The organism is Methylobacterium brachiatum, assembly GCF_020523825.1.
Taxonomy (GTDB): domain Bacteria; phylum Pseudomonadota; class Alphaproteobacteria; order Rhizobiales; family Beijerinckiaceae; genus Methylobacterium; species Methylobacterium brachiatum.
In genome coordinates, this window is sequence record NZ_JAJALK010000012.1 from 96,410 (window position 1) to 119,531 (window position 23,122).

At 70.1% G+C, this 23,122-nt stretch carries 22 protein-coding genes; 12 read left to right on the forward strand and 10 right to left on the reverse strand.

Translation table 11 applies throughout. The features are described 5' to 3' along the window. Positions 1-76: 76 nt before the first annotated feature. Positions 77-562: a VOC family protein gene (locus tag LGR69_RS23095; RefSeq protein ID WP_091864753.1), complete on the reverse strand. Its 486-nt coding sequence runs from the start codon at positions 560-562 to the stop codon at positions 77-79. Positions 563-643: 81 nt separating this feature from the next. Between LGR69_RS23095 and uvrB the strand changes: the two genes are divergently transcribed. After that, positions 644-3,385, forward strand: coding sequence for an excinuclease ABC subunit UvrB (gene uvrB / locus LGR69_RS23100; RefSeq protein WP_230367464.1), 2,742 nt, complete (start codon positions 644-646; stop codon positions 3,383-3,385). An 11-nt stretch (positions 3,386-3,396) separates the two neighbouring features. On the opposite strand, the gene LGR69_RS23105 is transcribed toward uvrB, so the two are convergent. Beyond that, positions 3,397-3,615 (reverse strand): hypothetical protein, encoded by a 219-nt coding sequence (locus LGR69_RS23105; protein ID WP_007564657.1) that lies wholly within the window; start codon positions 3,613-3,615, stop codon positions 3,397-3,399. 140 nt (positions 3,616-3,755) lie between these two features. Here LGR69_RS23105 and LGR69_RS23110 point away from each other — a divergent pair, with 140 nt between their 5' ends. Continuing rightward, entirely contained in the window at positions 3,756-4,289 is a 534-nt protein-coding gene (locus tag LGR69_RS23110) for an ankyrin repeat domain-containing protein (protein WP_230367465.1), read from the forward strand. A 4-nt stretch (positions 4,290-4,293) separates the two neighbouring features. Here the strand turns inward: LGR69_RS23110 and LGR69_RS23115 are convergent, their stop codons facing one another. Together LGR69_RS23115 and LGR69_RS23120 are read right to left on the reverse strand one after the other, a co-directional pair. Next, positions 4,294-4,605 (reverse strand): addiction module antidote protein, encoded by a 312-nt coding sequence (locus tag LGR69_RS23115; protein ID WP_007564660.1) that lies wholly within the window; start codon positions 4,603-4,605, stop codon positions 4,294-4,296. An 11-nt stretch (positions 4,606-4,616) separates the two neighbouring features. Further along, positions 4,617-4,910: a type II toxin-antitoxin system RelE/ParE family toxin gene (locus LGR69_RS23120; RefSeq protein WP_230367466.1), complete on the reverse strand. Its 294-nt coding sequence runs from the start codon at positions 4,908-4,910 to the stop codon at positions 4,617-4,619. A gap of 110 nt (positions 4,911-5,020) precedes the next feature. Between LGR69_RS23120 and LGR69_RS23125 the strand changes: the two genes are divergently transcribed. Continuing rightward, positions 5,021-6,790 (forward strand): pyrroloquinoline quinone-dependent dehydrogenase, encoded by a 1,770-nt coding sequence (locus tag LGR69_RS23125; protein ID WP_370881394.1) that lies wholly within the window; start codon positions 5,021-5,023, stop codon positions 6,788-6,790. A gap of 59 nt (positions 6,791-6,849) precedes the next feature. Next, positions 6,850-7,281 (forward strand): acyl-CoA thioesterase, encoded by a 432-nt coding sequence (locus tag LGR69_RS23130; protein ID WP_007564665.1) that lies wholly within the window; start codon positions 6,850-6,852, stop codon positions 7,279-7,281. 73 nt (positions 7,282-7,354) lie between these two features. Here LGR69_RS23130 and LGR69_RS23135 read toward each other — a convergent pair whose 3' ends face one another. Then, positions 7,355-8,392 carry an aldo/keto reductase gene (locus LGR69_RS23135; protein ID WP_007564667.1) on the reverse strand — a complete coding sequence of 346 codons (1,038 nt, stop codon included), beginning with the start codon at positions 8,390-8,392 and terminating at the stop codon, positions 7,355-7,357. Positions 8,393-8,519: 127 nt separating this feature from the next. On the opposite strand from LGR69_RS23135, the gene LGR69_RS23140 reads away from it, so the two are divergent. Then, positions 8,520-9,425, forward strand: a complete 906-nt coding sequence (locus tag LGR69_RS23140) for a LysR family transcriptional regulator (RefSeq protein WP_230367467.1) — start codon at positions 8,520-8,522, stop codon at positions 9,423-9,425. 12 nt (positions 9,426-9,437) lie between these two features. Here the strand turns inward: LGR69_RS23140 and LGR69_RS23145 are convergent, their stop codons facing one another. Next, positions 9,438-10,757 carry an O-antigen ligase family protein gene (locus LGR69_RS23145; RefSeq protein ID WP_230367468.1) on the reverse strand — a complete coding sequence of 440 codons (1,320 nt, stop codon included), beginning with the start codon at positions 10,755-10,757 and terminating at the stop codon, positions 9,438-9,440. 210 nt (positions 10,758-10,967) lie between these two features. On the opposite strand from LGR69_RS23145, the gene LGR69_RS23150 reads away from it, so the two are divergent. The 4 genes from LGR69_RS23150 to LGR69_RS23165 all read left to right on the forward strand — a co-directional run bounded on the left by LGR69_RS23150 (position 10,968) and on the right by LGR69_RS23165 (position 13,442). After that, a complete protein-coding gene (locus LGR69_RS23150) occupies positions 10,968-11,210 on the forward strand; it encodes an AbrB/MazE/SpoVT family DNA-binding domain-containing protein (protein WP_007564671.1) in 243 nt (80 codons plus the stop codon). Then, on the forward strand, positions 11,207-11,596 hold the full coding sequence (locus LGR69_RS23155) for a PIN domain-containing protein (protein ID WP_230367469.1): 390 nt from the start codon (positions 11,207-11,209) through the stop codon (positions 11,594-11,596). The genes LGR69_RS23150 and LGR69_RS23155 overlap by 4 nt, the downstream gene beginning before the upstream one ends. A 151-nt stretch (positions 11,597-11,747) precedes the next feature. Beyond that, positions 11,748-12,767 (forward strand): zinc-dependent alcohol dehydrogenase family protein, encoded by a 1,020-nt coding sequence (locus tag LGR69_RS23160; RefSeq protein ID WP_122160424.1) that lies wholly within the window; start codon positions 11,748-11,750, stop codon positions 12,765-12,767. A gap of 54 nt (positions 12,768-12,821) precedes the next feature. Beyond that, positions 12,822-13,442 (forward strand): GNAT family N-acetyltransferase, encoded by a 621-nt coding sequence (locus tag LGR69_RS23165; RefSeq protein ID WP_230367470.1) that lies wholly within the window; start codon positions 12,822-12,824, stop codon positions 13,440-13,442. Positions 13,443-13,464: 22 nt separating this feature from the next. Here the strand turns inward: LGR69_RS23165 and LGR69_RS23170 are convergent, their stop codons facing one another. Beyond that, on the reverse strand, positions 13,465-14,367 hold the full coding sequence (locus tag LGR69_RS23170; RefSeq protein ID WP_230367471.1) for an alpha/beta hydrolase: 903 nt from the start codon (positions 14,365-14,367) through the stop codon (positions 13,465-13,467). 134 nt (positions 14,368-14,501) lie between these two features. Beyond that, positions 14,502-15,473, reverse strand: coding sequence for a lytic transglycosylase domain-containing protein (locus LGR69_RS23175; protein WP_230367472.1), 972 nt, complete (start codon positions 15,471-15,473; stop codon positions 14,502-14,504). A 435-nt stretch (positions 15,474-15,908) separates the two neighbouring features. Between LGR69_RS23175 and LGR69_RS23180 the strand changes: the two genes are divergently transcribed. The 3 genes from LGR69_RS23180 to LGR69_RS23190 are packed head-to-tail and all read left to right on the forward strand — an operon-like array spanning position 15,909 to position 18,432. Further along, positions 15,909-17,504, forward strand: a complete 1,596-nt coding sequence (locus tag LGR69_RS23180) for a flavin monoamine oxidase family protein (protein WP_230367473.1) — start codon at positions 15,909-15,911, stop codon at positions 17,502-17,504. Beyond that, positions 17,501-17,926 (forward strand): c-type cytochrome, encoded by a 426-nt coding sequence (locus LGR69_RS23185; protein ID WP_230367474.1) that lies wholly within the window; start codon positions 17,501-17,503, stop codon positions 17,924-17,926. The genes LGR69_RS23180 and LGR69_RS23185 overlap by 4 nt, the downstream gene beginning before the upstream one ends. Continuing rightward, complete coding sequence (locus LGR69_RS23190) at positions 17,923-18,432, forward strand: RidA family protein (protein ID WP_230367475.1); 510 nt, start codon at positions 17,923-17,925, stop codon at positions 18,430-18,432. Before LGR69_RS23185 ends, LGR69_RS23190 begins: the two co-directional genes overlap by 4 nt. Before the next feature lie 121 nt (positions 18,433-18,553). Here the strand turns inward: LGR69_RS23190 and LGR69_RS23195 are convergent, their stop codons facing one another. Both LGR69_RS23195 and LGR69_RS23200 read right to left on the reverse strand, forming a co-directional pair. Next, positions 18,554-20,338 (reverse strand): putative bifunctional diguanylate cyclase/phosphodiesterase, encoded by a 1,785-nt coding sequence (locus LGR69_RS23195; RefSeq protein ID WP_230367476.1) that lies wholly within the window; start codon positions 20,336-20,338, stop codon positions 18,554-18,556. Between the two features lie 398 nt (positions 20,339-20,736). Further along, positions 20,737-23,121 carry a hybrid sensor histidine kinase/response regulator gene (locus LGR69_RS23200; protein ID WP_230367477.1) on the reverse strand — a complete coding sequence of 795 codons (2,385 nt, stop codon included), beginning with the start codon at positions 23,119-23,121 and terminating at the stop codon, positions 20,737-20,739. Position 23,122 lies beyond the last annotated feature (1 nt).

Genomic DNA, 23,122 nt, shown 5'->3' on the forward strand with positions numbered 1-23,122 from the left:
GATGATACCGTTTTTTCTCAGCATCGGACCGGATGGTCGAGGCCAATGCCTGGTGAATTCTACCTAAGAGTTGTAATCACCCGATTTCGCGGCGGAGAGCATCGAGGTCGAGCCGCGCCGTGACCATCCGCAGGGCGCCGTCCGGATCCCGCGGCCAGTCCGCCTCCGGCCGGTCCCGGTACAGCTCGACGCCGTTGCCGTCGGGATCGCGCAGGTACAGGGCTTCGCTGACGCCGTGGTCGCTGGCGCCGTCGAGCGGGATGCCGGCCGCCTCGACCCGGCGGAGAGCATCCGCCAGGGCGGCCCGGGTCGGGTAGAGCAGGGCGAGATGGTACAGGCCGGTGGTGCCCGGCGCCGGCGGCGACCCGCCGAGGCTCTCCCAGGTGTTGAGCCCGATATGATGGTGGTAGCCCCCGGCGGCCACGAAGGCGGCGCGCTCGCCGTAGCGCTGGGTCAGGCCGAGGCCGAGCACGCCGCAATAGAAGCCCAGCGCCCGGTCGAGGTCGGCGACCTTGAGGTGGACATGCCCGATGCGGGTCTCCGGATGGATCGGTGCGGTCATCGGCGGTCCCGTCCGTGAAAGCGTGAAAACTCCGCGCCGCAGAGGGTTTCTCGCGGGACGTGCGGGGCCCATATTGATCGCATGCCCGCTCCGAAGAAACCGCGCGCCGCCTCCGTCTCGGCCTCCTCCGCCAAGGCGTCGAAGCCCGAGCTGAAGCCGCTCGATACCTATCTGGCGGCGTTGCTGAATCCGGCGCTGAACCGCAACCGGCCGCCGCCGATCGCGCCGGAGCCCGAGAAGCCGCGGCCGGGCAAGCCGAAAGGCCGGCCCGCCAAGGAGCCGATCAGCAAGGCCGCCACCCGCAAGGTCGAGATCGCCCGCGACGGCTTCGCCGAGGCGCCGCAGGCCGGCTACGCGCTCGGCGACGCGGCCGATGTCGATCCGCGCCTCGCCCAGGCCCTCGGGCTGACCCCGCCCGAGGACGGGCCCGTGCCCGAAGGCGCCGAGCTGCCGGATCCGGGCGGCGACGGCGGCGCCTCGGCGACCGTGACGGCCCTGGAGCGGCTGCTCACCGAGGGCAACCCGCTGTTCAAGGACGGCCAGACCTGGGTGCCGCACCGGCCGGACCGGCCGCAGAAATCCGAGGGCGGCCTCAAGTTCACCCTGAAATCCGAGTTCGAGCCGGCGGGCGACCAGCCCACAGCCATCGCCGAGCTGGTAAAGGGCGTGCAGGCCCACGAGCGCGACCAGGTTCTGCTCGGCGTCACCGGCTCGGGCAAGACCTTCACGATGGCCAAGATCATCGAGGAGACGCAGCGGCCGGCCCTGATCCTGGCGCCGAACAAGACGCTGGCCGCGCAGCTCTACGGGGAGTTCAAGGCGTTCTTCCCTGACAACGCCGTCGAGTATTTCGTCTCCTACTACGATTACTACCAGCCCGAGGCCTACGTCCCGCGCTCGGACACGTTCATCGAGAAGGAATCCTCGATCAACGAGCAGATCGACCGGATGCGCCACTCCGCCACCCGCGCCCTGCTGGAGCGGGACGACGTGATCATCGTGGCCTCGGTCTCGTGCATCTACGGTATCGGCTCGGTCGAGACCTACACGGCGATGTCGTTCACCGTGACCTTGGGCGAGAAGATCGAGCAGCGCCAGCTCGTGGCCGACCTGGTGGCCCTCCAGTACAAGCGGATCCAGGCGGATTTCGCCCGCGGCACCTTCCGGGTGCGCGGCGATTCGATCGAACTCTGGCCGGCCCACCTGGAGGATCGCGGCTGGCGGATCGGGATGTTCGGCGACGAGATCGAGTCGATCGTCGAGTTCGACCCGCTCACCGGCAAGAAGATCGCCGAGCTGAAATTCGTGAAGGTCTACGCCAATTCCCACTACGTCACGCCGCGGCCGACGCTGCAGCAGGCGATCAAGGGGATCAAGAACGAGCTGAACGCCCGCATCGAGGAGCTGACCAAGATGGGCCGGCTGATCGAGGCCCAGCGCATCGACCAGCGCTGCACCTTCGATATCGAGATGATCGAGGCCACCGGCGCCTGCAACGGCATCGAGAATTATTCGCGCTACCTCACCGGCCGCCGGCCCGGCGAGCCGCCGCCGACCCTGTTCGAATACCTGCCCGACAACGCCCTGGTCTTCACCGACGAGAGCCACGTCACCGTGCCTCAGATCGGCGGCATGTACCGGGGCGACTTCCGCCGGAAGGCGACGCTGGCCGAGTACGGCTTCCGCCTGCCGTCCTGCCTGGACAACCGGCCGCTGCGCTTCGAGGAATGGGACGCGATGCGGCCCCAGACGGTCCACGTCTCGGCCACGCCCGGCAAGTGGGAGATGGAGCGCACCGGCGGCGTCTTCGCCGAGCAGGTGATCCGCCCCACCGGCCTGGTCGACCCGGTGATCGAGGTGCGCCCAGCGCGCGCTCAGGTCGACGACCTGCTGGGCGAGGTCAAGGCGGTGTCCCAGGCCGGCTACCGGACGCTGGTGACCACGCTGACCAAGCGCATGGCCGAGGACCTCACCGAATACCTGCACGAGAACGGCGTGCGGGTGCGCTACATGCACTCCGACATCGACACGCTGGAGCGGATCGAAATCATCCGCGATCTGCGGCTCGGTGCTTTCGACGTGCTCATCGGCATCAACCTCCTCCGGGAAGGCCTCGACATCCCGGAATGCGCCCTGGTGGCGATCCTCGACGCCGACAAGGAAGGGTTCCTGCGCTCCGAGACCTCCCTGGTCCAGACCATCGGCCGGGCGGCCCGGAACGCCGACGCGCGCTGCATCCTGTACGCGGATTCCATTACCGGCTCGATGGAGCGGGCGATGGCCGAGACCGAGCGGCGGCGCACGAAGCAGCTCGCCTATAACGAGAAGCACGGCATCACGCCCCAGAGCGTGAAACGCGGGATCAGCGACATCCTCAACAGCGTCTACGAGCGCGACCACGTCCAGGTCGATACCGGCCTGGCCAAGGACGCGATCACGGTGGGCCACAATCTCAAGGCGGTGCTGGCCGACCTGGAGAAGCGGATGCGCGCGGCCGCGGCCGACCTCGACTTCGAGGAGGCGGCGCGCCTGCGCGATGAGCTAAAGCGGCTCCAGGCCACGGAGTTGCTGGTCTCGGACGATCCCATGGCCCGGCAGGGCGATGTCGAGCGCGAGGCCGGCAAGTACGGCCGCAAGGCGCCCCGGGGCGCCGGCCCCACCCGGATCTCGAAGCCCGACCTCGACAATATGGGCCCGGGCACCGACCGCGAGATGCCGGCCGGTGCCGTACCGTGGCAGGAGCGGCCCAAGCCCCGCTCGACCCAGGGCCTCGGCGGCCAGAAGCCGAAATACAAGGGCGGGGGCGGCCGCAAGCGCGGCTGAGCGCTTCGGCCTCAGGCGGCCCGGTCGTCCCGCCCGGCATAGCGGCTCGCCACCGCCTCGCCCTCGTCCACGATCGCCTCGGCGATCCGGAGGGCGAGGGCGTTGCAGGCCTCGTCATAGGCGTGGGGATCCGCCTGGACGGCCGCCCGCGTCACCGCGCCGACCCGGTCGCGGACGATCTCACGGGCGATGCGCAGGGCATCGGCAAACGGCTCATAGGGGCGCGGCATGGTCGTCGCTCCGGCGGCATCGGGCCATGATGGCCCGGGTGGCGGCTGCAACGGCCTTGCGGGCGAAAGTGTTCCCGCCGACGCTGGACAGGGCCGCGGCCGCGTCCCAGATCGGCTTCGGTTGAAGCAGGCGAGCGACGATGACTTCCGAGACGAATCCACCGCCGGTCCTCGACGACGAGACCCTGGCCTTTGCCGGCCGGGTCTTCCAGTATGCCCGGATGGGCCATGCCGATGAGCTGGCCGAGCTGTTCGGGCAGGGACTTCCGGCGAATCTGCGCAACGACAAGGGCGACAGCCTGCTGATGCTCGCCGCCTATAACGGCCAGACGGAGGCGACCCGGGTGATCCTGGAGGCCGGGGGCGACCCCGAACTCGCCAACGACCGCGGCCAGACCCCGCTGGCCGGCGCCGCCTTCAAGAACGACCTCGCCGTCGCCCGGCTGCTGCTCCAGCACGGCGCCGCCGTGGACGGGACCGGCACCGGCAGCCGCACGGCCCTGATGACCGCGGCGATGTTCGACCGTACCGAGATGGTGACGCTGCTCCTCGAGCACGGCGCCGACCCGGATTTTCGCGACGCCGCCGGCCAGAGCGCCGCCAACATGGCCCGGGCCATGGGCGCCCAGGCGACCCCGGGCCAGCTCGACGCGGCGGCGCGGAAGGCGGGGTGAGGGGTCAGGAGTTTTCGGCGGGCGCTACGGGGAGGACCGCGAGGGTCAGGCCGAGGGCCGAGACCACGCGCTGAACCGTGTCGAGGCTCGGATTCCCGGTCTGCGAGAGTGCCTTGTACAGGCTCTCGCGGCCGAGGCCGCTGGCCTCGGCGACGGCCGCCATGCTTCTGGCGCGCGCCACGTCACCCAAGGCCCGCCGGAACGCGGCGGGATCGTTCTCCTCCAGGGCGGCGGATAGGTAGGCGGCAGCATCTTCGGGCGTGCGCAGATACGTCGCCACGTCGAAGGGCCGGGTGGATGTCTCGGAACCAGCCATAGGCAGTCTCCTCAAACCGTCAGCGCGAGTTTGTGAGCACGGGCGATGTCCCGGACCTGTGAGCTCTTGTCGCCACCACACAACAGGATCACGATCGCACCGTTGGCGCGTTCGACAAAATAGACGCGGTATCCAGGCCCGGTATCGATCTTCATCTCGCTGACCCCGCCGCCGACGGATGCCACATGGCCGGGATTTCCCTCCTGAAGGCGCACGATCCGGCGAAGGATATGGGCGCGACCTGCAACGTCGCGCAGACCAACGATCCACCGATCGAACAGCTCCGTTGTGGAAACGTCGGGCACAGCTTCTGTATCCCATAAGATACAAATCGTTGCAAGCGCCGGCGATCGTCTTGCCAAACCGTCCCCATCACCGGATCGGGTGATCTCAAACGTTCGGGAGCCGAAACGCCGTGCCGCAATCGACTTGGATCGACAGAGGATTTCGCCTTGCTTGCGCGGCGCTGGTTGCGGCGGCGCCGTTCCCAACCATCGCCGCCGAGACCCCCTGGCCGGCCTTCGGGCACGATCACAGCAACCGCAACTTCTCCGACCTCAGCCAGATCGATCGCGCCAGCGTCGGGCGGTTGCGGCCGGCCTTTCTGTTCCAGACCGGGGTGACCGGCTATTTCCAGGCGCAGCCGGTGATGGTCGACGGCGCGCTCTACCTCTCTACGACCCAGAACAACGTCGCGGCGCTCGATGCCCGCACCGGCCGGCCGCTCTGGACCTACACGCACAAGCCGCGCACGGAAAAGATCTTCGGGCCGCCCTCCAACCGCGGGGTCGCGGTATCGGACGGCCTCGTGTTCGAGGCGACCATGGACGGGCGCCTGATCGCGCTCGATGCCAAGACCGGCCGGGTGGTCTGGGACAAGGAGGCGGTGCGCCCGGAAGAGGGGGAGAGCGAGACCGCCTCGGACCTCGCGGGCAAGCTCGGCGGCAAGGCGGTGCAGGGCTCGAGCCGGCTCGGCTTCAAGATGCCGCCCCTGGTGGCCGAGGGGCTGGTGATCGTCGGGGTCACCGGGGCGGGCTACGGCCTGCATGTCGAGGACGAGGCCGGCGGCCTCGATGGCGGCGCCGTGGTCGGGATCGAGGGCGGCTACGGCCGGCGCGGCTGGCTCGCGGCCTACGACGCCAAGACCGGCGCGGAGCGCTGGCGCTGGTACGTCACCCCGTCGGAGGGCTGGGAGGGCGGCTTCGTCGCGCAGACCGTGGACGGCGTGCCGCTCCAGCGGGACATCGCCGCCGAGAAGGTGGCGGCGCCGGCCAACCGCGAGGCCTGGCGGGTCGGCGGCGGCTCCCTCTGGATGACCCCGGCCTACGACCCGGATCTCGGCCTGATCTTCCTCGGCACCGGCAACCCGGCGCCGCAGAATTTCGGCCTCTCGCGCCCGGGGGACAACCTCTACACGATGTGCCTCGTGGCCCTCGACGTCCGCACTGGGCAGCTGCGCTGGTATTCCCAGCAGGTGCCGCATGACGAGTGGGGCTACGATGTCGCCGCGCCGCCCTTCCTGCTCGATGGGCCGAACGGCGCCAAGGCCGTGGCCTCGGCCAGCAAGACCGGCTGGATCTACGTCCACGACCGCGCGACCGGGAAGCTGCTCACCCGCTCGGCCCCGCTGATCGAGCAGAAGAACCTGTTCGCGCCGCCGACCCCGCAGGGCACCGTGGTGGCGCCGGGGCCGCTCGGCGCCGTCTCGTGGCCGCCCACCGCCTATGACGGGCGCCTCGCCTACGTGCAGGTCCGCCACGGCGCGACCACCTACACGGTCAAGACCGTGCCGGCAGCCGGGGACCGGCCGGAGATCCGCTACACCGAGACCGGCGAGGCTAAGGGAGAGCCGTCCTTCAGCACCCTGACGGCGGTCGACCTGGCGGATGGCGGCAAGATCGCCTGGACGATGCGCTCGGGCAGCCGGCTCTCCGGCGGCACGCTGGCGACGGCGGGCGGGCTGGTCTTCTCCGGCGAGGAGGATGGGCATCTCGACGCCCACGATTCCCGCGACGGGACGCTGCTGTGGCGCTTCCAATGCGGTGCCGGCATCAGCGGCCCGGCCATGACCTACGCGCTCGACGGCAAGCAGTACCTGGCGGTGGCGGCGGGCGGCGCGTCCTTCACCAAGGCTTCCGGGTTCGGCACCGGCGACGCACTGCTGGTCTTCGCGCTGCCCGATTGACGCCCACCGGGCTTGACTGGAGGAGTTCCAGCCTTTGGCGGCGGGGATTCGTCCGGACGATGACGCACGAGCAGGGCAGGGACGGCGGGATTGCGGATGGCCAGCCGACCCACCGCGGGGCGCCGGTGATCCGGACCATCGCGATGCCGGCCGACACCAACCCGGCGGGCGACATCTTCGGCGGCTGGCTGATGGCCCAGATGGATCTGGCCGCCGGCAACGTCGCGGCGCGGCGCTCGCGCGGGCGCTGCGCCACCATCGCGGTCGACGCGATCACCTTCCACCACCCGGTCTTCGTCGGCGACGAGGTCAGCCTCTACGCCTGGCTGATCAAGGTCGGGCGCTCGTCCCTGCGCATCCAGGTCGAGGTCTGGCGGCGGGAGCGGGCGAGCGAGACCACCATGAAGGTCACCGAGGCGACCTTCACCTTCGTGGCGATCGGCGACGACCGCCGCCCGCGACCGGTGCCGCCGGAGGCGGGCGGGATGTGACGCGCCTGCGCGGCGCGTCAGGGCTTTACGATGCCGGGGACGTGCTGCCGGGGCGGGGCGCCGGCATGACGGTCTACGCTACGAGCGGCGGGTTCAGGCGGGCGAACCCCTCCTGCCGGTAATACGGACAGTGCGGATAGGGCGCGGTGACGGCGCTGGCAGCGTCGAGCGCGGCGCTCTGCTCGGCGGTGAGCGTCCACCCGATTGCGCCGAGATTGTCGCGAAGCTGCGCCTCGTCGCGGGCACCGATGATGACCGAGGACACCGTCGGCCGCTGGATCAGCCAGTTGAGCGCCACCTGCGGCACGGTCCTGCCGGTCTCGGCGGCGACCCGGTCCAGCGCCGCGACCACGCGGTAGAGATGCTCGTCATCGACCGGGGGCCCGAAACGCGCCGTCTCGTGTAGCCGGCTGCCTTTGGGCAGCTCCGAGCCCCGCCGGATCTTCCCGGTCAGGCGGCCCCAACCGAGCGGGCTCCAGACCAGGGCTCCGAGGCCCTGGTCGGCTCCGAGCGGCATCAGATCCCATTCGTAGTCCCGACCGACCAGCGCGTAATAGACCTGGTTGGCGACGTAGCGGGGCCAGCCGTGGCGATCGGCGGCCGCCAGGGCCTTCATGATCTGCCAGCCCGAAAAGTTCGACACGCCGACGTAACGAACCTTGCCGCTGCGCACGAGTCCGTCGAGCGTGGACAACACCTCTTCCACGGGCGTCGCCGCGTCGAAGGCGTGCAATTGCAGCAGGTCGATGTAATCGGTGCCGAGCCGCCGCAGCGCGTCCTCGACCGCGCGGATCAACCGGAGGCGCGAGGTGCCGGACTCGTTCGGGCCGTCGCCCATCGGAAGCCCGGTCTTGGTGGAAATCAGCGCTCGGTCGCGCCGTCCCTGGAGCGCAGCGCCGAGAATCTCTTCGGACGCGCCGCCCGAATAGACATCCGCCGTGTCGAACAGGGTAATGCCGGCCTCCAAGCAGATATCGACAAGGCGGCACGCCTGCGCGACATCGGTGTTGCCCCAAGCGCCAAAGAGCGGCCCCGAACCCCCGAAGGTGCCCGCACCGAAGCTCAGGACGGGGACTTTGAGGCCGGATCGACCGAGAGACCGGTATTCCATGGGATCGTCCTTTTCCGGCGAAAGCCGCCCTCCGCGGCCCGCCTTCGCTCACGGGGTCTCGGGATAGACGGCGCCCGCAGAGCGACATAGCGTGCCGGAGCGAACATCATTTGTGACGTGAACGACCATGGTCCGCGCCGAGACCAACCGCTCCGGCGAGATGGAAGTGTTCGTCCAGGTGGTCGAACACGGCGGATTCTCGGCCGCCGCCAGGGCCGGCCGCATGACCCCGTCGGCGGTCAGCAAGCTCGTGGCGCGGCTGGAATCCCGGCTCGGCGCCCGCCTGGTCAACCGCTCGACCCGGGCGTTCCAGCTCACGCCGGAGGGCTGCGGGTTCTACGAACGGGCGACGCGTATTTTGGCGGATATCGCGGATGCGGAGCGGAGCGCGGGGGCCGGCGAGCACCCGGTCGGCCGCATCCGGCTCAACACCAGCGCGTCCTACGCAGCCCATATCCTAGCGGGGATCCGGCCGGATTTTCTGGAGCGGTATCCCCAGGTTGCGGTCGACCTGATGCAGACCGACCGGGTCGTCGACCTGCTTTCGGAACGGACCGACGTGGCGATCCGCGCCGGGCCGCTGAAGAACTCACGCCTCGTCGCCCGCAAGCTCGGTGAGACCGCGATGGTCATCGTCGGCGCCCCGGGATACCTCGAACGCTTCGGGATCCCGGCGACCCGCGAGGACTTGGACCGCCATACCCGGCTCAGCTTCGGCTATGCGCGCGCGGTCGATGGCTGGCCGGTGACGGAGGCTGGGGCCAGGACGGTCGTGGCGCCGGTCGGACGCGTGCAGGCGAGCGATGGCGAAGCGCTTCGCCACCTGGCGCTCGGCGGCAACGGGCTCGCGCGTCTCGCCGCCTTCACCGTGCGGGCGGATATCGCGGCGGGCCGCCTGGTGCCGGTTCTGGAACGCTTGAATCCCGGCGATCGGGAGGCTTTCCACGCCATCCATCTCGGTCAGGGCGGCCCGCTGCCGTCGCGGGTGCGGGCGCTGCTGGACTTCCTCGCGGAGCGCGGCCGGGTCTCGTAGGGTGTCCCGACCTCACCCCCGCGCGATCGCGTAGCGCGTCCGCAACCGCAGGCCGAACACCGCCATCATGAACATGCAGCAGGTGGCGTTGTTGCCGTTGTAGAGCACGGTCTCGAACGAGGCCGAGACGAGGCCCAGAAACCACAGGCGCAGGAACAGCAGCGTCTCCGCGTCGAGTTCCCGGCCGCCGCGCTGCAGGTCGCGCACGGGGGCCAGCACGAAGGCCCAGACGGTGAGCACCAGGAACGGGAAGCCGCCGATCAGGGCCGTGTCGAGATAGGCGTTGTGCGAGTGGTTGGCGGTGTTGACCCAGGTCAGTTCCTCGGAGCCGCCATACATGGTCCGCTCGGTCATCCAGAAGGCGCCGATGCCCCAGCCCCGCCAGGGGCGGACCATGATGTTGTCGAGGGCGAATTGCCAGATCTCGCTGCGGCCGGTGAAGGTCGCGTCGGTCAGGAGCGCGCCGATCCCGTCCTGGATCGCCGGGACCAGGATCGAGCCGATGGAGATCAGCGAGAACCCGAGGATCGGCCCGAGCAGCAGCAGGCCGCGCAGGCCGCCACCGGTGAAGACCCGGCACAGGCCGGTGACCGCCAGGATCACCGGCAGAAGCAGGATCGCGGTCTTGGAGCCGCTCGCCACCAGCAGGCCGATCGCCAGAGCGACGATCGTCCAGCCGAGCACCCGGCTCGCCGCCGAGGCGACGTAGAGCCCGACGATCACCAGGATCACCATGGCGGCCCCGGCCTCGTTCTTGTGCGGGAAGATGCCCCGCCACAGGCCCGGATGGCTCGGATCGGAATTCACGTCGAAGGCCGAGTGGATCGCCAGGTTCGGCACCAGGGCCACCGCCAGATAGGACGAGATCAGGATCACCAGGGCCGCGCCGGCCAGGGTCAGGGCCAGCTGCCGCGGCGACCGGGCGACCAGCAGCACCCCGGCCGACAGCATCGCCGCGATGGCGAACAGCACGAGCCGCCGCAGCGACAGGCTCGGCTCCACCGACAGGAGTGCCGTGACCCCGAGCCAGCCGGCGCAGAGCATCAACGGCCAGGTCGCCAGCGGGCGCAGGTGGCGAAACCCGATCCGGTGGATCGCCGCCGCCATGCCGAGCCCGGCCGCGACGAACAGGATCTGGGTCAGCAGGCTGCCCGCCTCGGAGGCGGCGAGCGAGGAGCGGTCGGACAGGTCCTCGAACCAGACATGGTTCCACAGCAGGACGAACACCGCCCCGTTCAGGAGCACGCGCAGCACATCCGGCACGTCGCGCGAAGCCGCGCCGGGCCGAACCCTCCCGGCCGGGATCCCGATCGCCGCATCCGCCGAAGCCATGCCGTTCCACCGCCGGGGCCGCGGATTGCGGCGCTCCCCATTGTAGAGGCTGCAGCCGCCGGGGCGATGGGGGGATCTGCGGTTGCGGCGGAAGATCTGGCGATAACCTTAGCGGGCAGATTCAACGGTGATGGCGTAGACTGGTGGATCTGGCAATGGGAACACCTCCTGGCGTATAGATCCGCTTACGGCATATTAAGGAGTGACCCCATGAAGGCCAAGGTGATGCCTGATGGGCGGATGAGCCTGCCCGCCGACCTCCGCAAGAAGCATGGGCTCGGCAATGGCGGCGAGGTCATCGTCGAAGACATCGGGGACGCCATCGTGCTCCGGACTCTGGATCAGGTGGTGGCGCGCGCGCAGGAGATGAGCCGCCGGTTGATCGGCGGCAAAGGCGGCGCCTCGGTCGAGGATTTCCTGGCCGACCGCGCCCGCGAGGCCGAGCGCGAATGACACGCTTCGTCCTCGATGCCTCGGCGCTCCTCGCGCTCCTGCTCGGAGAGCGGGGGGCCGACACGGTCAAGGCTGGGCTCGACGGCTCCGTCATGACGACCATCAACCTCGCCGAGGTGATCAGCTACTACGCGAAGCTCGGCGCTGGACGCCACGACATCGAGATGCTGCTGCGGCCGCTGCCGATCCGCCTGTTTCCCGTCGATGCGGCATTGTCCTACGACGCCGGCCTCTTACGTTCGATCACGCTCGAAGGCGGCCTATCGCTGGGGGACCGCTATTGCTTGGCTCTGGCGAAGCGAGAGGGCGTACCCGCTCTCACGGCGGAGCGACGCTGGCCGGACATCGCCGGGGCCGTCGGTGTGATGATCGAGCTGATCCGCTGAGACAGGAATGCGTTGCGGCAGGACTTCTTGGATGTGACGTTTCGTCGGTCAGAATGGTCTCGCCGCCGCTCCTGCATCGGGCGTGGCGGTTAGTCCGGTCCGACCAGGCCTCATCGCAATACTTTCGGCCCGCGCAAGAAACAGGTGCATCATGACCCAATCGGCATCCCGGGCGGTCATCGTCCAGCCCGGCGGCGGCTTCGACAAGGTGGGGTTCGGCGAGCGGCCCGTCCCGGAGCCAGGCCCCGGCGAGATCACCGTGCGGCTGCGGGCGAGCTCGCTCAACTATCACGATTATGCCGTGGTCAGCGGCACCTGGGGGCCGAGCGAGCCGCGGGTGCCGATGTCCGACGGGGCGGGCGAGGTCGAGGCGATCGGCCCCGGGGTGGACGGGTTCGCGGTCGGGGACCGGGTGGTCAGCACCTTCTTCCCGACCTGGCTCGACGGCACGCCGCAGGTCGAGGGGTTCGCCACCGTGCCGGGCGACGGAATCGACGGCTATGCCCGCGAGCGGGTCACGGCGCCCGAGACCGCCTTCACCCACGCCCCCCGGGGCTGGGACCACGCCGAGGCCGCGACCCTGACCACGGCGGCGCTCACCGCCTGGCGGGCGCTCCACGACGATGCCGGGCTCAAGAGCGGCGACGTGGTGCTGGTGCAGGGCACCGGCGGCGTCTCGCTGTTCGCGCTGCAATTCGCCAAGGCGGCCGGCGCGACCGTGATCGCCACCTCGTCCAGCGACGCGAAGCTCGAGCGCCTGCGCGGCCTCGGGGCCGACCACCTGATCAACTACCGCGCCGATCCGGCCTGGGGCGAGACCGCGAAGCGCTTGACCGACGGGCGGGGCGTCGACCACGTGCTCGATGTCGCCGGGCCGGGGACCCTGGAACAGTCGATGGCGGCGGTGCGGGTCGCCGGCCACATCTCGGTGATCGGGATCCTCACCGGCGTGGCCGGGCCGCTGCCGCTGGTCCCGGCGCTGATCCGCCAGATCCGGCTCCAGGGCGTGCTGGTCGGCAGCCGGAGCCAGCAGATCGCGATGATCCGCGGGATCGAGGCCTGCGGCCTGCGGCCGGTCGTGGACAGCGTCTACCCGCTGGACGAGCTCGTCGCGGCGTTCCGGCACCAGGAGAGCAACCGGCATTTCGGCAAGATCTGCGTCCAGATCTGAGGGGCCGGGATCGGGTAGGGTGGCGGCCTTCGCGGTCGCCACCCCTCCGAGCCGATGCCCACAGACCCAGCCGCCCCTTTGCTGCCCGTCGGATTCGCGGCGGTGCCGCCGGGGCACATCGCCGCCATCGTCACCAGCCTCGAGATGCTCGGGCCGCCGGTCCCGCGCCCGGCCAAACCCTTGCCGGACGGGATGGCGCTGCACCCGCTCGTCCGACCCGATTGCGAGACCTATCGCGACCTCTATCGGGCGGTGGGCGCCGACTGGCTGTGGTTCTCGCGCCTGACCCTGTCGGACGCGGCGCTGCGGGCGATCCTCGATGACCCGCGGGTGGAGATCTACGCGCTCCGCCGGGACGGGGCGGATCTCGGCCTTTTGGAGCTGGATTTCCGCGAGCCGGAGACCTGCGAACTCGCCTTCCTGGGCCTGATCCCGGGTGCAGTTGGGCAGGGGCTCGGCCGCCCCCTGGTCAATGCGGCGATCGAGAAAGCCTGGTCGCGGCCGATCCGGCGGTTCTGGGTGCATACCTGCACGTTCGACCATCCCGGGGCGCTCGGCCTCTACCAGCGCTCCGGCTTCACGCCCTGCGCGGTCGCGGTCGAAATGGCCGCCGATCCCCGGCTCACCGGCCTCCTGCCCCGGACTTCCGCCCCGCACGTACCGCTGCTGGCGTGACCGCCGTGGGTGGAGACTTACGCTAGCGCCGCATCGTGTACTGCGACCGCCCGGCCGCCTGGCGCATCAGGAACGCGGCCATCTCGGCGAGTTCGGGGGCCTTGGAGCGGAAGGTCACCGAGAGGGCGAGCAGCGTGTCCTTGTGGTCGAGCCCGGCATAGACCCGCTCCTGCACGGGCACGTGGGCAGCGCGCAGCTTGGCGGCGAGGCTCACCGTATGGCGGGGCTTCACCACCGTGTCGGCGTCGCCGGTGGCCAGGAAGGTCGGGGGCGAGAGCGGGCCCGCGAAGGTCGTCGGCTGGGTCAGCGGCAGGTCCGGGGCCTTGCCGAACACCTTGATCGTGGTGTCCTGATCGAGCGGCAGGAAGTCGTAGGGGCCGGACAGGCCGGCCACCGCCTTGATCGCCTTGGGGTCGACCCCGGCGGCGTTGAGGTAGCGCGGGTCGAGCCCGAGCATCACCGCGTTGTAGGCTCCGGCCGAGTGGCCGGCGAGCACGATGCGCCGCGGGTCGCCGCCATAGGCCGCGATGTTGTCGCGCACCCAGGCGAGCGCGGCGGCGCCGTCCTCGAGGAATCCCGGGAAGGCCGTCTCCGGGAACAGGCGGTAATCCGGCAGCACGGTCACGAAGCCCTGCGCGGCCAGCGCGTGGCCGACGAAGGCGTAATCGTCCTTGGAGCCGCTCTGCCAGGAGCCGCCGTAGAAGAACACCAGCACCGGTGCCCGTTCGACCGCGACCGTGGGGACGTAGACGTCGAGCCGGCGCCGTTGCCCCTCGCCGAAAGCCTGATCGCGCACCGCCAGGCGGCCGCCGGCATCGCGCGGGCCGATCGCGTCGAACAGGGTCAGCGGCGAGGCGGCGGTGAAGCCGAACGCCGCGAGCCCCAGGCCGAGGAGGCTGGCGAGCGCGATGAGAAGTCGTGTCATATCCCGTCCGGCTGCCCCGATTGGCCCATTCAAGGCGTCGCTCGGGGCGGTTTGATGACGGGAGCGGGGCGACAGGTAAAAAATCAGCGCTGCCGCGCGAACGATGGAGGCCGGCTTTCGGGTTGGAGGCGGCGCTAGGTTCGCAGCACGATGCAGGCGCCGCCGACCTTGCGGATGCGGCCGCACAGATCGTCGGCGGCCTGCCGGCTCTGCGCCGGGAGGCGGATCCGGTAGAACGCCCGGGTGCCGCGGTTGCGCAGGCGGGTGCCGATGATCATCGGCCGCGCCTCGCCGATCACCCCGGCATAAGCGTTGCGGGCGCGGTTGAAGCTCTGCAGGGCAAGCGCCTTCGAGAAGTTTCCGGCGAGCTGGATGCCCCAGGGCGCCGCCGGGCCCTCGTTCGGCCCGAGCGCGAAGCGGTCGCCGCGGGACGGGATGCGCAGGCTGGCAGTGACCTGCATGCAGGTCACCGGCGCCTCGGGCTTGGTCTCGGCTTTGGCATCCGGCTTGGGCTCGGACTTGACGTCCGACTTGGGCTCGGACTTGACGTCCGGCTTGGCCTTCGCCTCCGGCGCCCTGCTTTCGGGATCCGTGACCGTCGCCGCGGCGCCGCCGCGCCAATCCTCGGCCGGCGCCCCGGTGATGGCGGCGACGTAGGCCCGGGTCTCGGCGGGCAGGCCACCCTCGCCGGTGAGCCATTTGCTCACGCGGGCCGCACCGCCGTTATAGGCGGCGGCCGCGAGCCCGAGATTGCCGAATTGCCGCTTCAGGTCGGCCAGCAGGTGGGCGGCGTGCGGGATCGCCTGCTCGGGATCGAACGGATCGAGCAACCCGCGCTCCCGCGCCGTGCCGGGCATGAATTGCGCGACGCCCTGCGCGCCGGCCGAGCTCACGACGCCGACGCGAAAGCTGCTCTCGCGCCAGATCAGCCGGGTCAGGAACGGCACCGGCAGCCCGCGCGCCTTGGCGGAAGCGTCGATCAGCCGGCAGAGCGCCTGCTCGACGGTCTCGGTCGCGCCCTCGGACGGGGCCGCGGCGGCCGGTCCGGCCCAAAGGAGCGGGAGGAGGGCGAGGAGCGCGCCGAAGCGCAGGCGGGGGGTGATCACACAACCGCTTGTAGCGAGGCGCACGGGCGGATCAATCCGTACGGTTGGGGGGTGATGACGCGGCGGGCAGAGCCGGCCCGCGCGGTGAGCGCCACGCCTCTCCCCGACGCGTCCCGCATCCTCAGGTGCTGCGCCGCAGCCTCGAACGAGCCCTCCGGGAACCGCGCAGCCGGCTGGAGCCCTTCTGCGCAGTCCCCGCTTTGCTTCGTCATCTCAGGACAACGGCAGAAACGGGATAGGCCAATCCTGCGCGCCAAACCGCGATCCGAAGCAAACACCCAGATAGCGATCCGACTATATCTGACCCGACTGCGCAGGCTCAGCTTCAACCCGACAGTGCAAACCACGTTTTTCCTCGCCGCGCTCCGCCTTGGCCCCCGGCTTGCTTAGCCGACCGCGTCCTTAACGCATCCGGATCGGGGGATGGGGAGCGAGATGGCAGAGGGATCGGGATTCAGTCGACGCAACCTGATTGCCATGGTCGGCGCCGCGGCCGGGAGCGCGGCCGCCTATCAGGTCATGACCAGCCTCGGCTTTGCCGAGGAATCGCCGTATCGCGGGCCGATCCGGCTCGACGGCGATCCCAAGGGCACCTCGGTGCTGATCCTGGGGGCGGGGCTCGCCGGCATGACCGCGGCGCTGGAGCTGCACCGGGCCGGGTACCGGGTGCAGATCCTCGAGTACAACACCCGCGCCGGCGGCCGGAACTGGTCGCTGCGCGGCGGCGACACCTACACGGAGCTGGGCGGCGCCACGCAACGCTGCGAGTTCGACGCCGGCCTCTACCTCAATCCCGGCCCCTGGCGGATTCCCTATCACCACCACGGCGTGCTCGATTACTGCCGCCGGCTGGGCGTGGCCCTGGAGCCGTTCGTCCAGCTCAACCACAACGCCTTCCTGCACAGCGCTGCGGGCTTCAACGGCACGCCGCAGCGGATCCGCACCGTCAAGGCCGATTTCGACGGCGCCACCGCCGAGCTCCTGGCCAAGGCCACCCGCAAGGGCGCCCTCGACGCGCAGGTCTCGAAGGAGGATCAGGAGATCCTGATCGAGGCGCTGCGGTCGCTCGGCGGCCTCGACAAGGATCTCGCCTACCGCGCCGGCCCCGACAGTGCCGAGTTCCGGGGCTATGCCCGGGATCCCGGCGGCGGCCTCTCGGCCCGGCCGGTGGACGGCGAGCCGATGGCGCTGCACGACATCCTGACCGGCAGGCTCTGGCGCGGCCTGCAGAATTTCCTGCTCTACGAGTTCCAGACCACGATGTTCCAGCCGGTCGGCGGCATGGGGCGGATCGGCGAGGCCTTCGCACGCGCCCTGCCGCCGGACACGATCCGGTACGGCGCCAAGGTCACGGGCCTCGCCCAGGATGCCCACGGCGTCACCGCCACCTACCAGGATCTCGGCCAGGGCGGCGCCATCCGGCAGGCCCAGGCGGATTGGTGCGTCTGCGCCCTGCCGCTGACCGTGCTCAGCCAGATCCCGACCCAGGTCGGCCCGAAGATGAAGGCCGCCATCGACGCGGTGCCCTACGCCTCGTCCGTGAAGGTCGGCCTGCAGTTCAAGCGCCGCTTCTGGGAGGAGGACGAGCACATCTTCGGCGGCATCTCTTACACGGACCTGCCGATCCGCCAGATCTCCTATCCCTCGACCGGCTACAATGCCGGCGGCAAGGGCGTCCTGCTCGGCGCCTATACCTGGAACGGGCCGAATTCCTACGAATTCACCGCCCTGAGCCCCGCCGAGCGGGTGCGCCGGGCGGTGGCCTACGGCAGCCAGATCCACCCGCAATACCGCACCGAGTTCGAGACCGGGATCGCGGTGGCCTGGCACCGGGTGCCGTTCACCCTGGGCTGCGCCGGCGATTGGACCGACGCGGCCCGGGCCGAGCACTACGACAACCTCTGCGCGATCGACGGGCGGATCATGCTGGCCGGCGAGCACGCCTCGTACATCCCCGCCTGGCAGGAGAGCGCGATCCTCTCGGCGCTCGACGCGGTCACGCGGCTTCACAAGAGGGTCTTGGCAGCATGAACATGTCTTCGATCGCCCGAACCGCCGCTGTGCTGCTGGCGACCGGCGTCGCCGCTGCCGCGCAGGAACCGGCCACCAGCGCGGCGCTGCCCTCGGCCGGGCCCCCGATGAGCGAGGGCCAAGGCTTCACCGAGAGCGGGGGCGCGGCCCTCTACGCCCAGGTCTGCGCCGCCTGCCATCAGGCGGGCGGGGAGGGTGCGACCGGCGCCGCCGCCTATCCGGCCCTCCTGCACAACGAGAAGCTCGCCAGCGCCGGCTATCCCGTCACGGTGCTGCTGTACGGCCAGCGCGGCATGCCCCCGCTCGGGCGCATGATGAGCGACACCCAGGTCGCGGAGGTGGTGAACTACGTCCGCACCCAATTCGGCAACCGGTACGGCGACGCGGTCGCCCCCGAGGATGTGAAGGCAGCACGGCCATGACCGGACAGAGATTCATCCCGCTCGCCCGCCCGCTCGCCGTGGCGCTCGCCCTGTGGGCCGGGCCGGCGCTGGCCGAGGACATCACCCGGCACCCGATCCCGGGCTCGGACTTCCCGATCTCGGAGGCGGTCGAGGTCCCGGCCGGGCACGCGACCGTCTATCTCAGCGGCTTCGGGCCTTCGGTGACCAACCCCAACGCCGAGAAGAACTCGGTCGCCGCCTTCGGGGATACCCGGGCCCAGACCGCCTCGACCCTGGCCGCCATCGAGGCGGCCCTGAAGCGTCGGAACCTGTCGCTGCGCGACGTGGTGAAGATGACGGTGTTTCTGGTCGGCGACCCGGCCAAGGGCGGGCGGATGGATTTCGCCGGCCTGATGGAGGCCTACCGCGAGCAGTTCGGCACGGCGGCCCAGCCGAACCTGCCGACCCGTTCGGCGGTCCAGGTGTCGGCCTTGGCCAATCCGGGCTGGCTGGTGGAGATCGAGGTCACCGCCGTGCGGCCGTGACCGGGGGCGCCTGCCTCCGATCCCCTGCAACCTCCCATCCCGGGGCCGCCCCGTCATCGCGCGTGGCGGCCCGATCCTCGCGGAAACCGGTCTCCCGTTGCCGGGGGTGCCGGACGTCGCCTCACGCCGCGGCCCGGGCGACCCGTTCGTGGTCGACAAGCCAGGCCTGGAAGGGCTCGACCTCCAGCGGGCGCGCGAAGAAGTAGCCCTGCGCCTCGTCGCACTGCATCGCCAGGAGCTGATCGACCGCCTCGGCGGTCTCGATGCCTTCCGCGACCACGCGGTAGCCGAGATCGTGCGAGAGGCCGATCATCGAGCGGACGAGCGACATCTCCTTCTCGCCCTCGCCGAGCTTCAGCACGAAGCTGCGGTCGATCTTCACGACATGGGCCGGCAGATCCTGGAGATAGGCGAGGCTGCTGTAGCCGGTTCCGAAATCGTCGATGGCGAGGCGGATGCCGGCGGCGGCGAGCTCATCCAGCTGGCGCCGCGCATGGGTGGCATCCTGCATGATCGCGCTCTCGGTGATCTCCAATTCCAGCTGCGCCGGCTCGAGATCGTGGCGCCGCAGCGCGTCCCGGACGGAGGTGCCGAAATCCGTCTCGTGCAGGTTGGCCGCCGAGACGTTGACCGAGATCACGATCGCGCGGCCCGCCGCCCGCAACCGGCGCGCCTGCGCCAGGGCCGTCTCCAGGACGAAGGCCGTCATGGCCTGCGCATGGGGCGAATGCTCGATGACCGGGACGAACTCGCCGGGGGACACGGCCCCCAGATCCGGGTGGTTCCAGCGCAGCAGCGCCTCCGCGCCGATACACCGCCCCGTGGGCAGATCGATCCGCGGCTGGAACACGAGGCGCAGCTGGTCGCCGGCGAGCAGAGCCGGCCCGAAATCCCGCAGCAGGCGGTATCGGCGCCGATAGGCGGCATCGGCCACGGACGAATAGATGCCGACGAGATCGGGCGACGAGCGCGCCTCCTGGACCGCACCGTAGAGGGCGCGCAGCACGTCCTGCGGTCCCGTCGCGCGGGGCACGAAGGCGGTGACGCCGATGGCGCTGGTCAGGAGCATTCCGGTGATGGAGCGCTGCTGCTCCTGCCGCTGTCCCTCCGTGAGGGAACGGACATACTCGTCCTGCACGACGCCCCGGGGCGCCAGGAAGGCGAATTGCGTGGCCGCGGTGTGGTAGAGCTTGAGCTCCGAGCCGATGGCCCGCTGTATGCCGAGCGCCGCGTCCCGGATCAGATCGTCGATCCGGCCCAGGCCCATGACGCGGGCATAGTCATTGATCTGCTCGGGACGCGCGAGATCGATCAGCACGGCGAGCCGCGACTCGTCAGGGCGCTCGGCCGCCAGATCGGCGAGGTCATCCAGGAACTGGTTCCGGCTCGGCAGGCCGCTCAGCGGGTCGATCCGCCCGAAGGCGTGCTGCAGCTCGATCTGCGCCATGACCATCGCGGCGAGATCCTTGAGGGCGGCGATCTCGGACTCGACCACGGAGCGCGGCTCGGTTCCCAGGACGCACAGGGCGCCGAGCCCGTACCCGTCGCGGGTCACCAGCGGCGCGCCGGCATAGAAGCGGATGCCGGAGCGGCCGAGCACGCTGTCGGCGTAAGCGGCATCCTGCTGGAAATCGGGGATCACCAGGACGTCGGTGGTCTCGGCCACCTGCGCGCAGGGCGCGCCTTCCCGCGGGATCGACCCGTGGTCGACGCCGACGCGCGACTTGAACCATTGCCGGTCGCGGTCCGTCAGCGACACCGCGGAGATCGGCAGATTGAAGATCTGGCTCGCCATCCGCGTGATGCGCTCGAAGCTCTCGCTCGGCGGCGTGTCGAGGAGGTCGAGCTGGAGCAGCGCGCCCAGGCGCGCATCCTCACGACGGTCTCGGTGCAGGGTTTGGGACATCGAACGACGGCGTGCCTCCGTGCGGCGAAGCGACGGGCGGGATTGTCACCGGGTCCCGACCTCGGCTCGCCCAGGTCCATCTGACGGCCTAGACCTTGCCAATTCCTGTTTCCAACAGAACAGCCGCCGAAGAGGCTGAAAATTCCGTAACTTGTGGTTGATCTCGCCGGAGCGGATCGCCGGTTCGATGCCGCATCGCGGGGGATGCTGGGTAACCTGACGTGGGCCGTCGCCCCCCTTCACGCGACCGCGAACACCCGCGCGCCTGCCGGGCGCTCTCAGGCCGGCCGCGCTCCCTGGAGGGCTCCTGCCCGGGCACCGCCGGCCTTCGCCGCCTGAAGACGAGGGGACGGGTCAGAGAGCCGCGGGATGGATCGCTCGGGCTCCGGCGCGCCCGGTCATGCGGCCGAGCGTTCCTGAACGGGCCCCGCGCCGAGGCTGCGCTCGATGACGGCGCACAGCCGGGCGCGATCGAACGGCTTTCCAACGTGCCCGTCCGCGCCCGCTGCCAGAAGGTTCTGGACCTGCTCCGGGAGGACGTGCGCGGTCATCGCGATGATCGGCACATGGCGCGCCGTCCCTTCCAGATCACGAATGTGCCGAATGGCAGTCATGCCGTCCATCACCGGCATCTCGACATCCATCAAAACCAGATCGTAGGCCTGCTCCCGGACCATGGTCACGGCTTCCTGCCCGTTGCAGGCCGTGGAGATGCGATAGCCCATCGCCTCCAGAACCATCTGGGCGATCTCACGGTTGATGGCCCCGTCCTCGACGAGAAGCAGGTGCGCGCGCCGCGGCGTGTCGCTCGCGCTCGAAACAGGCGGAGCCGTGCCGGTGACGTGATCGAGCGCCTGACTGCCCACCGGCTCACGCGGAAGCGTGACGCTGAACCAGAACGTTGAGCCCTCGCCGTCCCGGCTCTCCAGGCCGATGGTGCCGCCCATCGCCTCGATCAGGCCCTTGGCAATGGCCAAGCCCAGTCCCGTTCCGCCGAAGCGTCGGGTCGTGCTGCTGTCAGCCTGTACGAAGCGCGTGAAGAGCCGCGTTTGCGCCTCGACCGGGATGCCGATGCCGGTGTCGCGAACAGCGACGCGCAGATCGATCCCCGCCGCCGTCGCGGTCCGTGTCAGAACGACGGTCACGGAGCCATGTTGCGTGAACTTGACCGCGTTGTTGACGAGGTTGAGGAGCACCTGCCTCAGCCGCGTCTTGTCCCCCATGACGCGCGGCTCGTCGCTCGCGTCGCCCTCGCATCGCAGGTCGAGCCCTTTGCGCTCGGCGGTGCCGGCGACGAGCGCGACAGTTTCCTCCACGAGGGCGCGCGGCGAGAACGGCTCGGCCTCAAGCACAACGCCATCTGCTTCGATGCGGGCGTAGTCGAGGATGTCGTTGACGACACTCGTCAGGACCTCGCAACCCACGCGCATCTGATCGATGCAGCGTTTCTGGTGCGGGGTAAGGCTGGACTCGTCGCGCAGCAGGTCACCGAACCCGACGATGGCATTCAGCGGCGTGCGCACCTCATGGCTCATCGTCGCCAGGAAATCGCTCTTGGCGCGTTCACCGGCTTCTGCGCGCGCCTGTGCCGCTTCGGCCCGGTCCCGTGCCTGGGCCAATTCCGCGGTCCGTTCGGACACCCGTCGCTCGAGATCGCAATTGGCCTGTGCGAGAGCGCGATCGCGTTCGCCCAGGCGCGCCAGCAATCCGGTCAGGGCGCCCGTCAGCTCGGAGATCTCCAGATACCCGCGCGGCTTCGGCAGACGAGCCTCGGCGGTGTCGTGGCCGATCGTGCTGGCAGCGCCCGCGAGGGCGCGGAGCGGTCCGGCCAGGTACTCGGCCGCCCACCAACCGAGCAACGCGAAGAGCAGCGTGAAGGCCGCGCCGCCGAGCATCAGCCGGTTGACGATCGGACTGGAGATCGCCTTGGCGACCTCGACGGGCTGACGGACCAGGACGGTCCAGGGCAATGTCGGTCGATCGACGGACGGTCGCGCGCGGCTCGCGCCGATGAAGTAATCGCCGCCTTCGGGCCATGTGCCACGGGTGCTCGTGAGTTCGGCGCCGGCGGTCAAGGCCGGGAGCGTCGGCAGTTCGGCCTCGATCCTCCGGCCGGCCTGGTCGCCGGGGCCGAGGATGACGGTCCCGTCACCCGCGAGGATGAGCACCTCGACGCTCGGCTCGCGCTTCAGGGCCGTCGCGATGGCCGCCCGGCTCATCTCGCGCATCCACGTCACGCTGAGATGCCCGCCGACAACGCCGACATTCGCACCGGTCGAATCGCGCAGCGGCACCGCTACGTCGACGAAGCGTCGGGGCTCACCGTAGAGCAGCGCCGGCAACCGCGTCGCGAGAAGTTTGGCCTCATGGATGTCGATGACGGCCGGCGCCCGGATGCCTTGCTGGAACCACGGGCGCGCCGCGACGCTCTCGCCTTCCAGCATGCCGCCGGTGCTGGCCACGACCGTGCCGGCCTGGTCTGCGAAACCGATCCAGGCATAGGCCGGGTAGCTTTGGCGCAGGGCATCCACCCAGGCGCGCCGTGTCTCTGGCGTCGTGGCGTTCGTCCGCGCGACCGAGGACAGCACGGCCATGTCGCCGAGCCGCTCGGTCATGTTCGCGTCGATGATCTGGCGCAGGTGCTCGGCGAGCTCGGCCGCGTGAGCCTCGGCGCGGATCTGAACACGTGCGGAGACGAATTGCGAGACCACGGTCGTGGCGGCAGCGGTGAGCAACAGGGCTCCGACTGCGAAGATGAGGGCGAGGAGCGTGCGCAGCCGCATG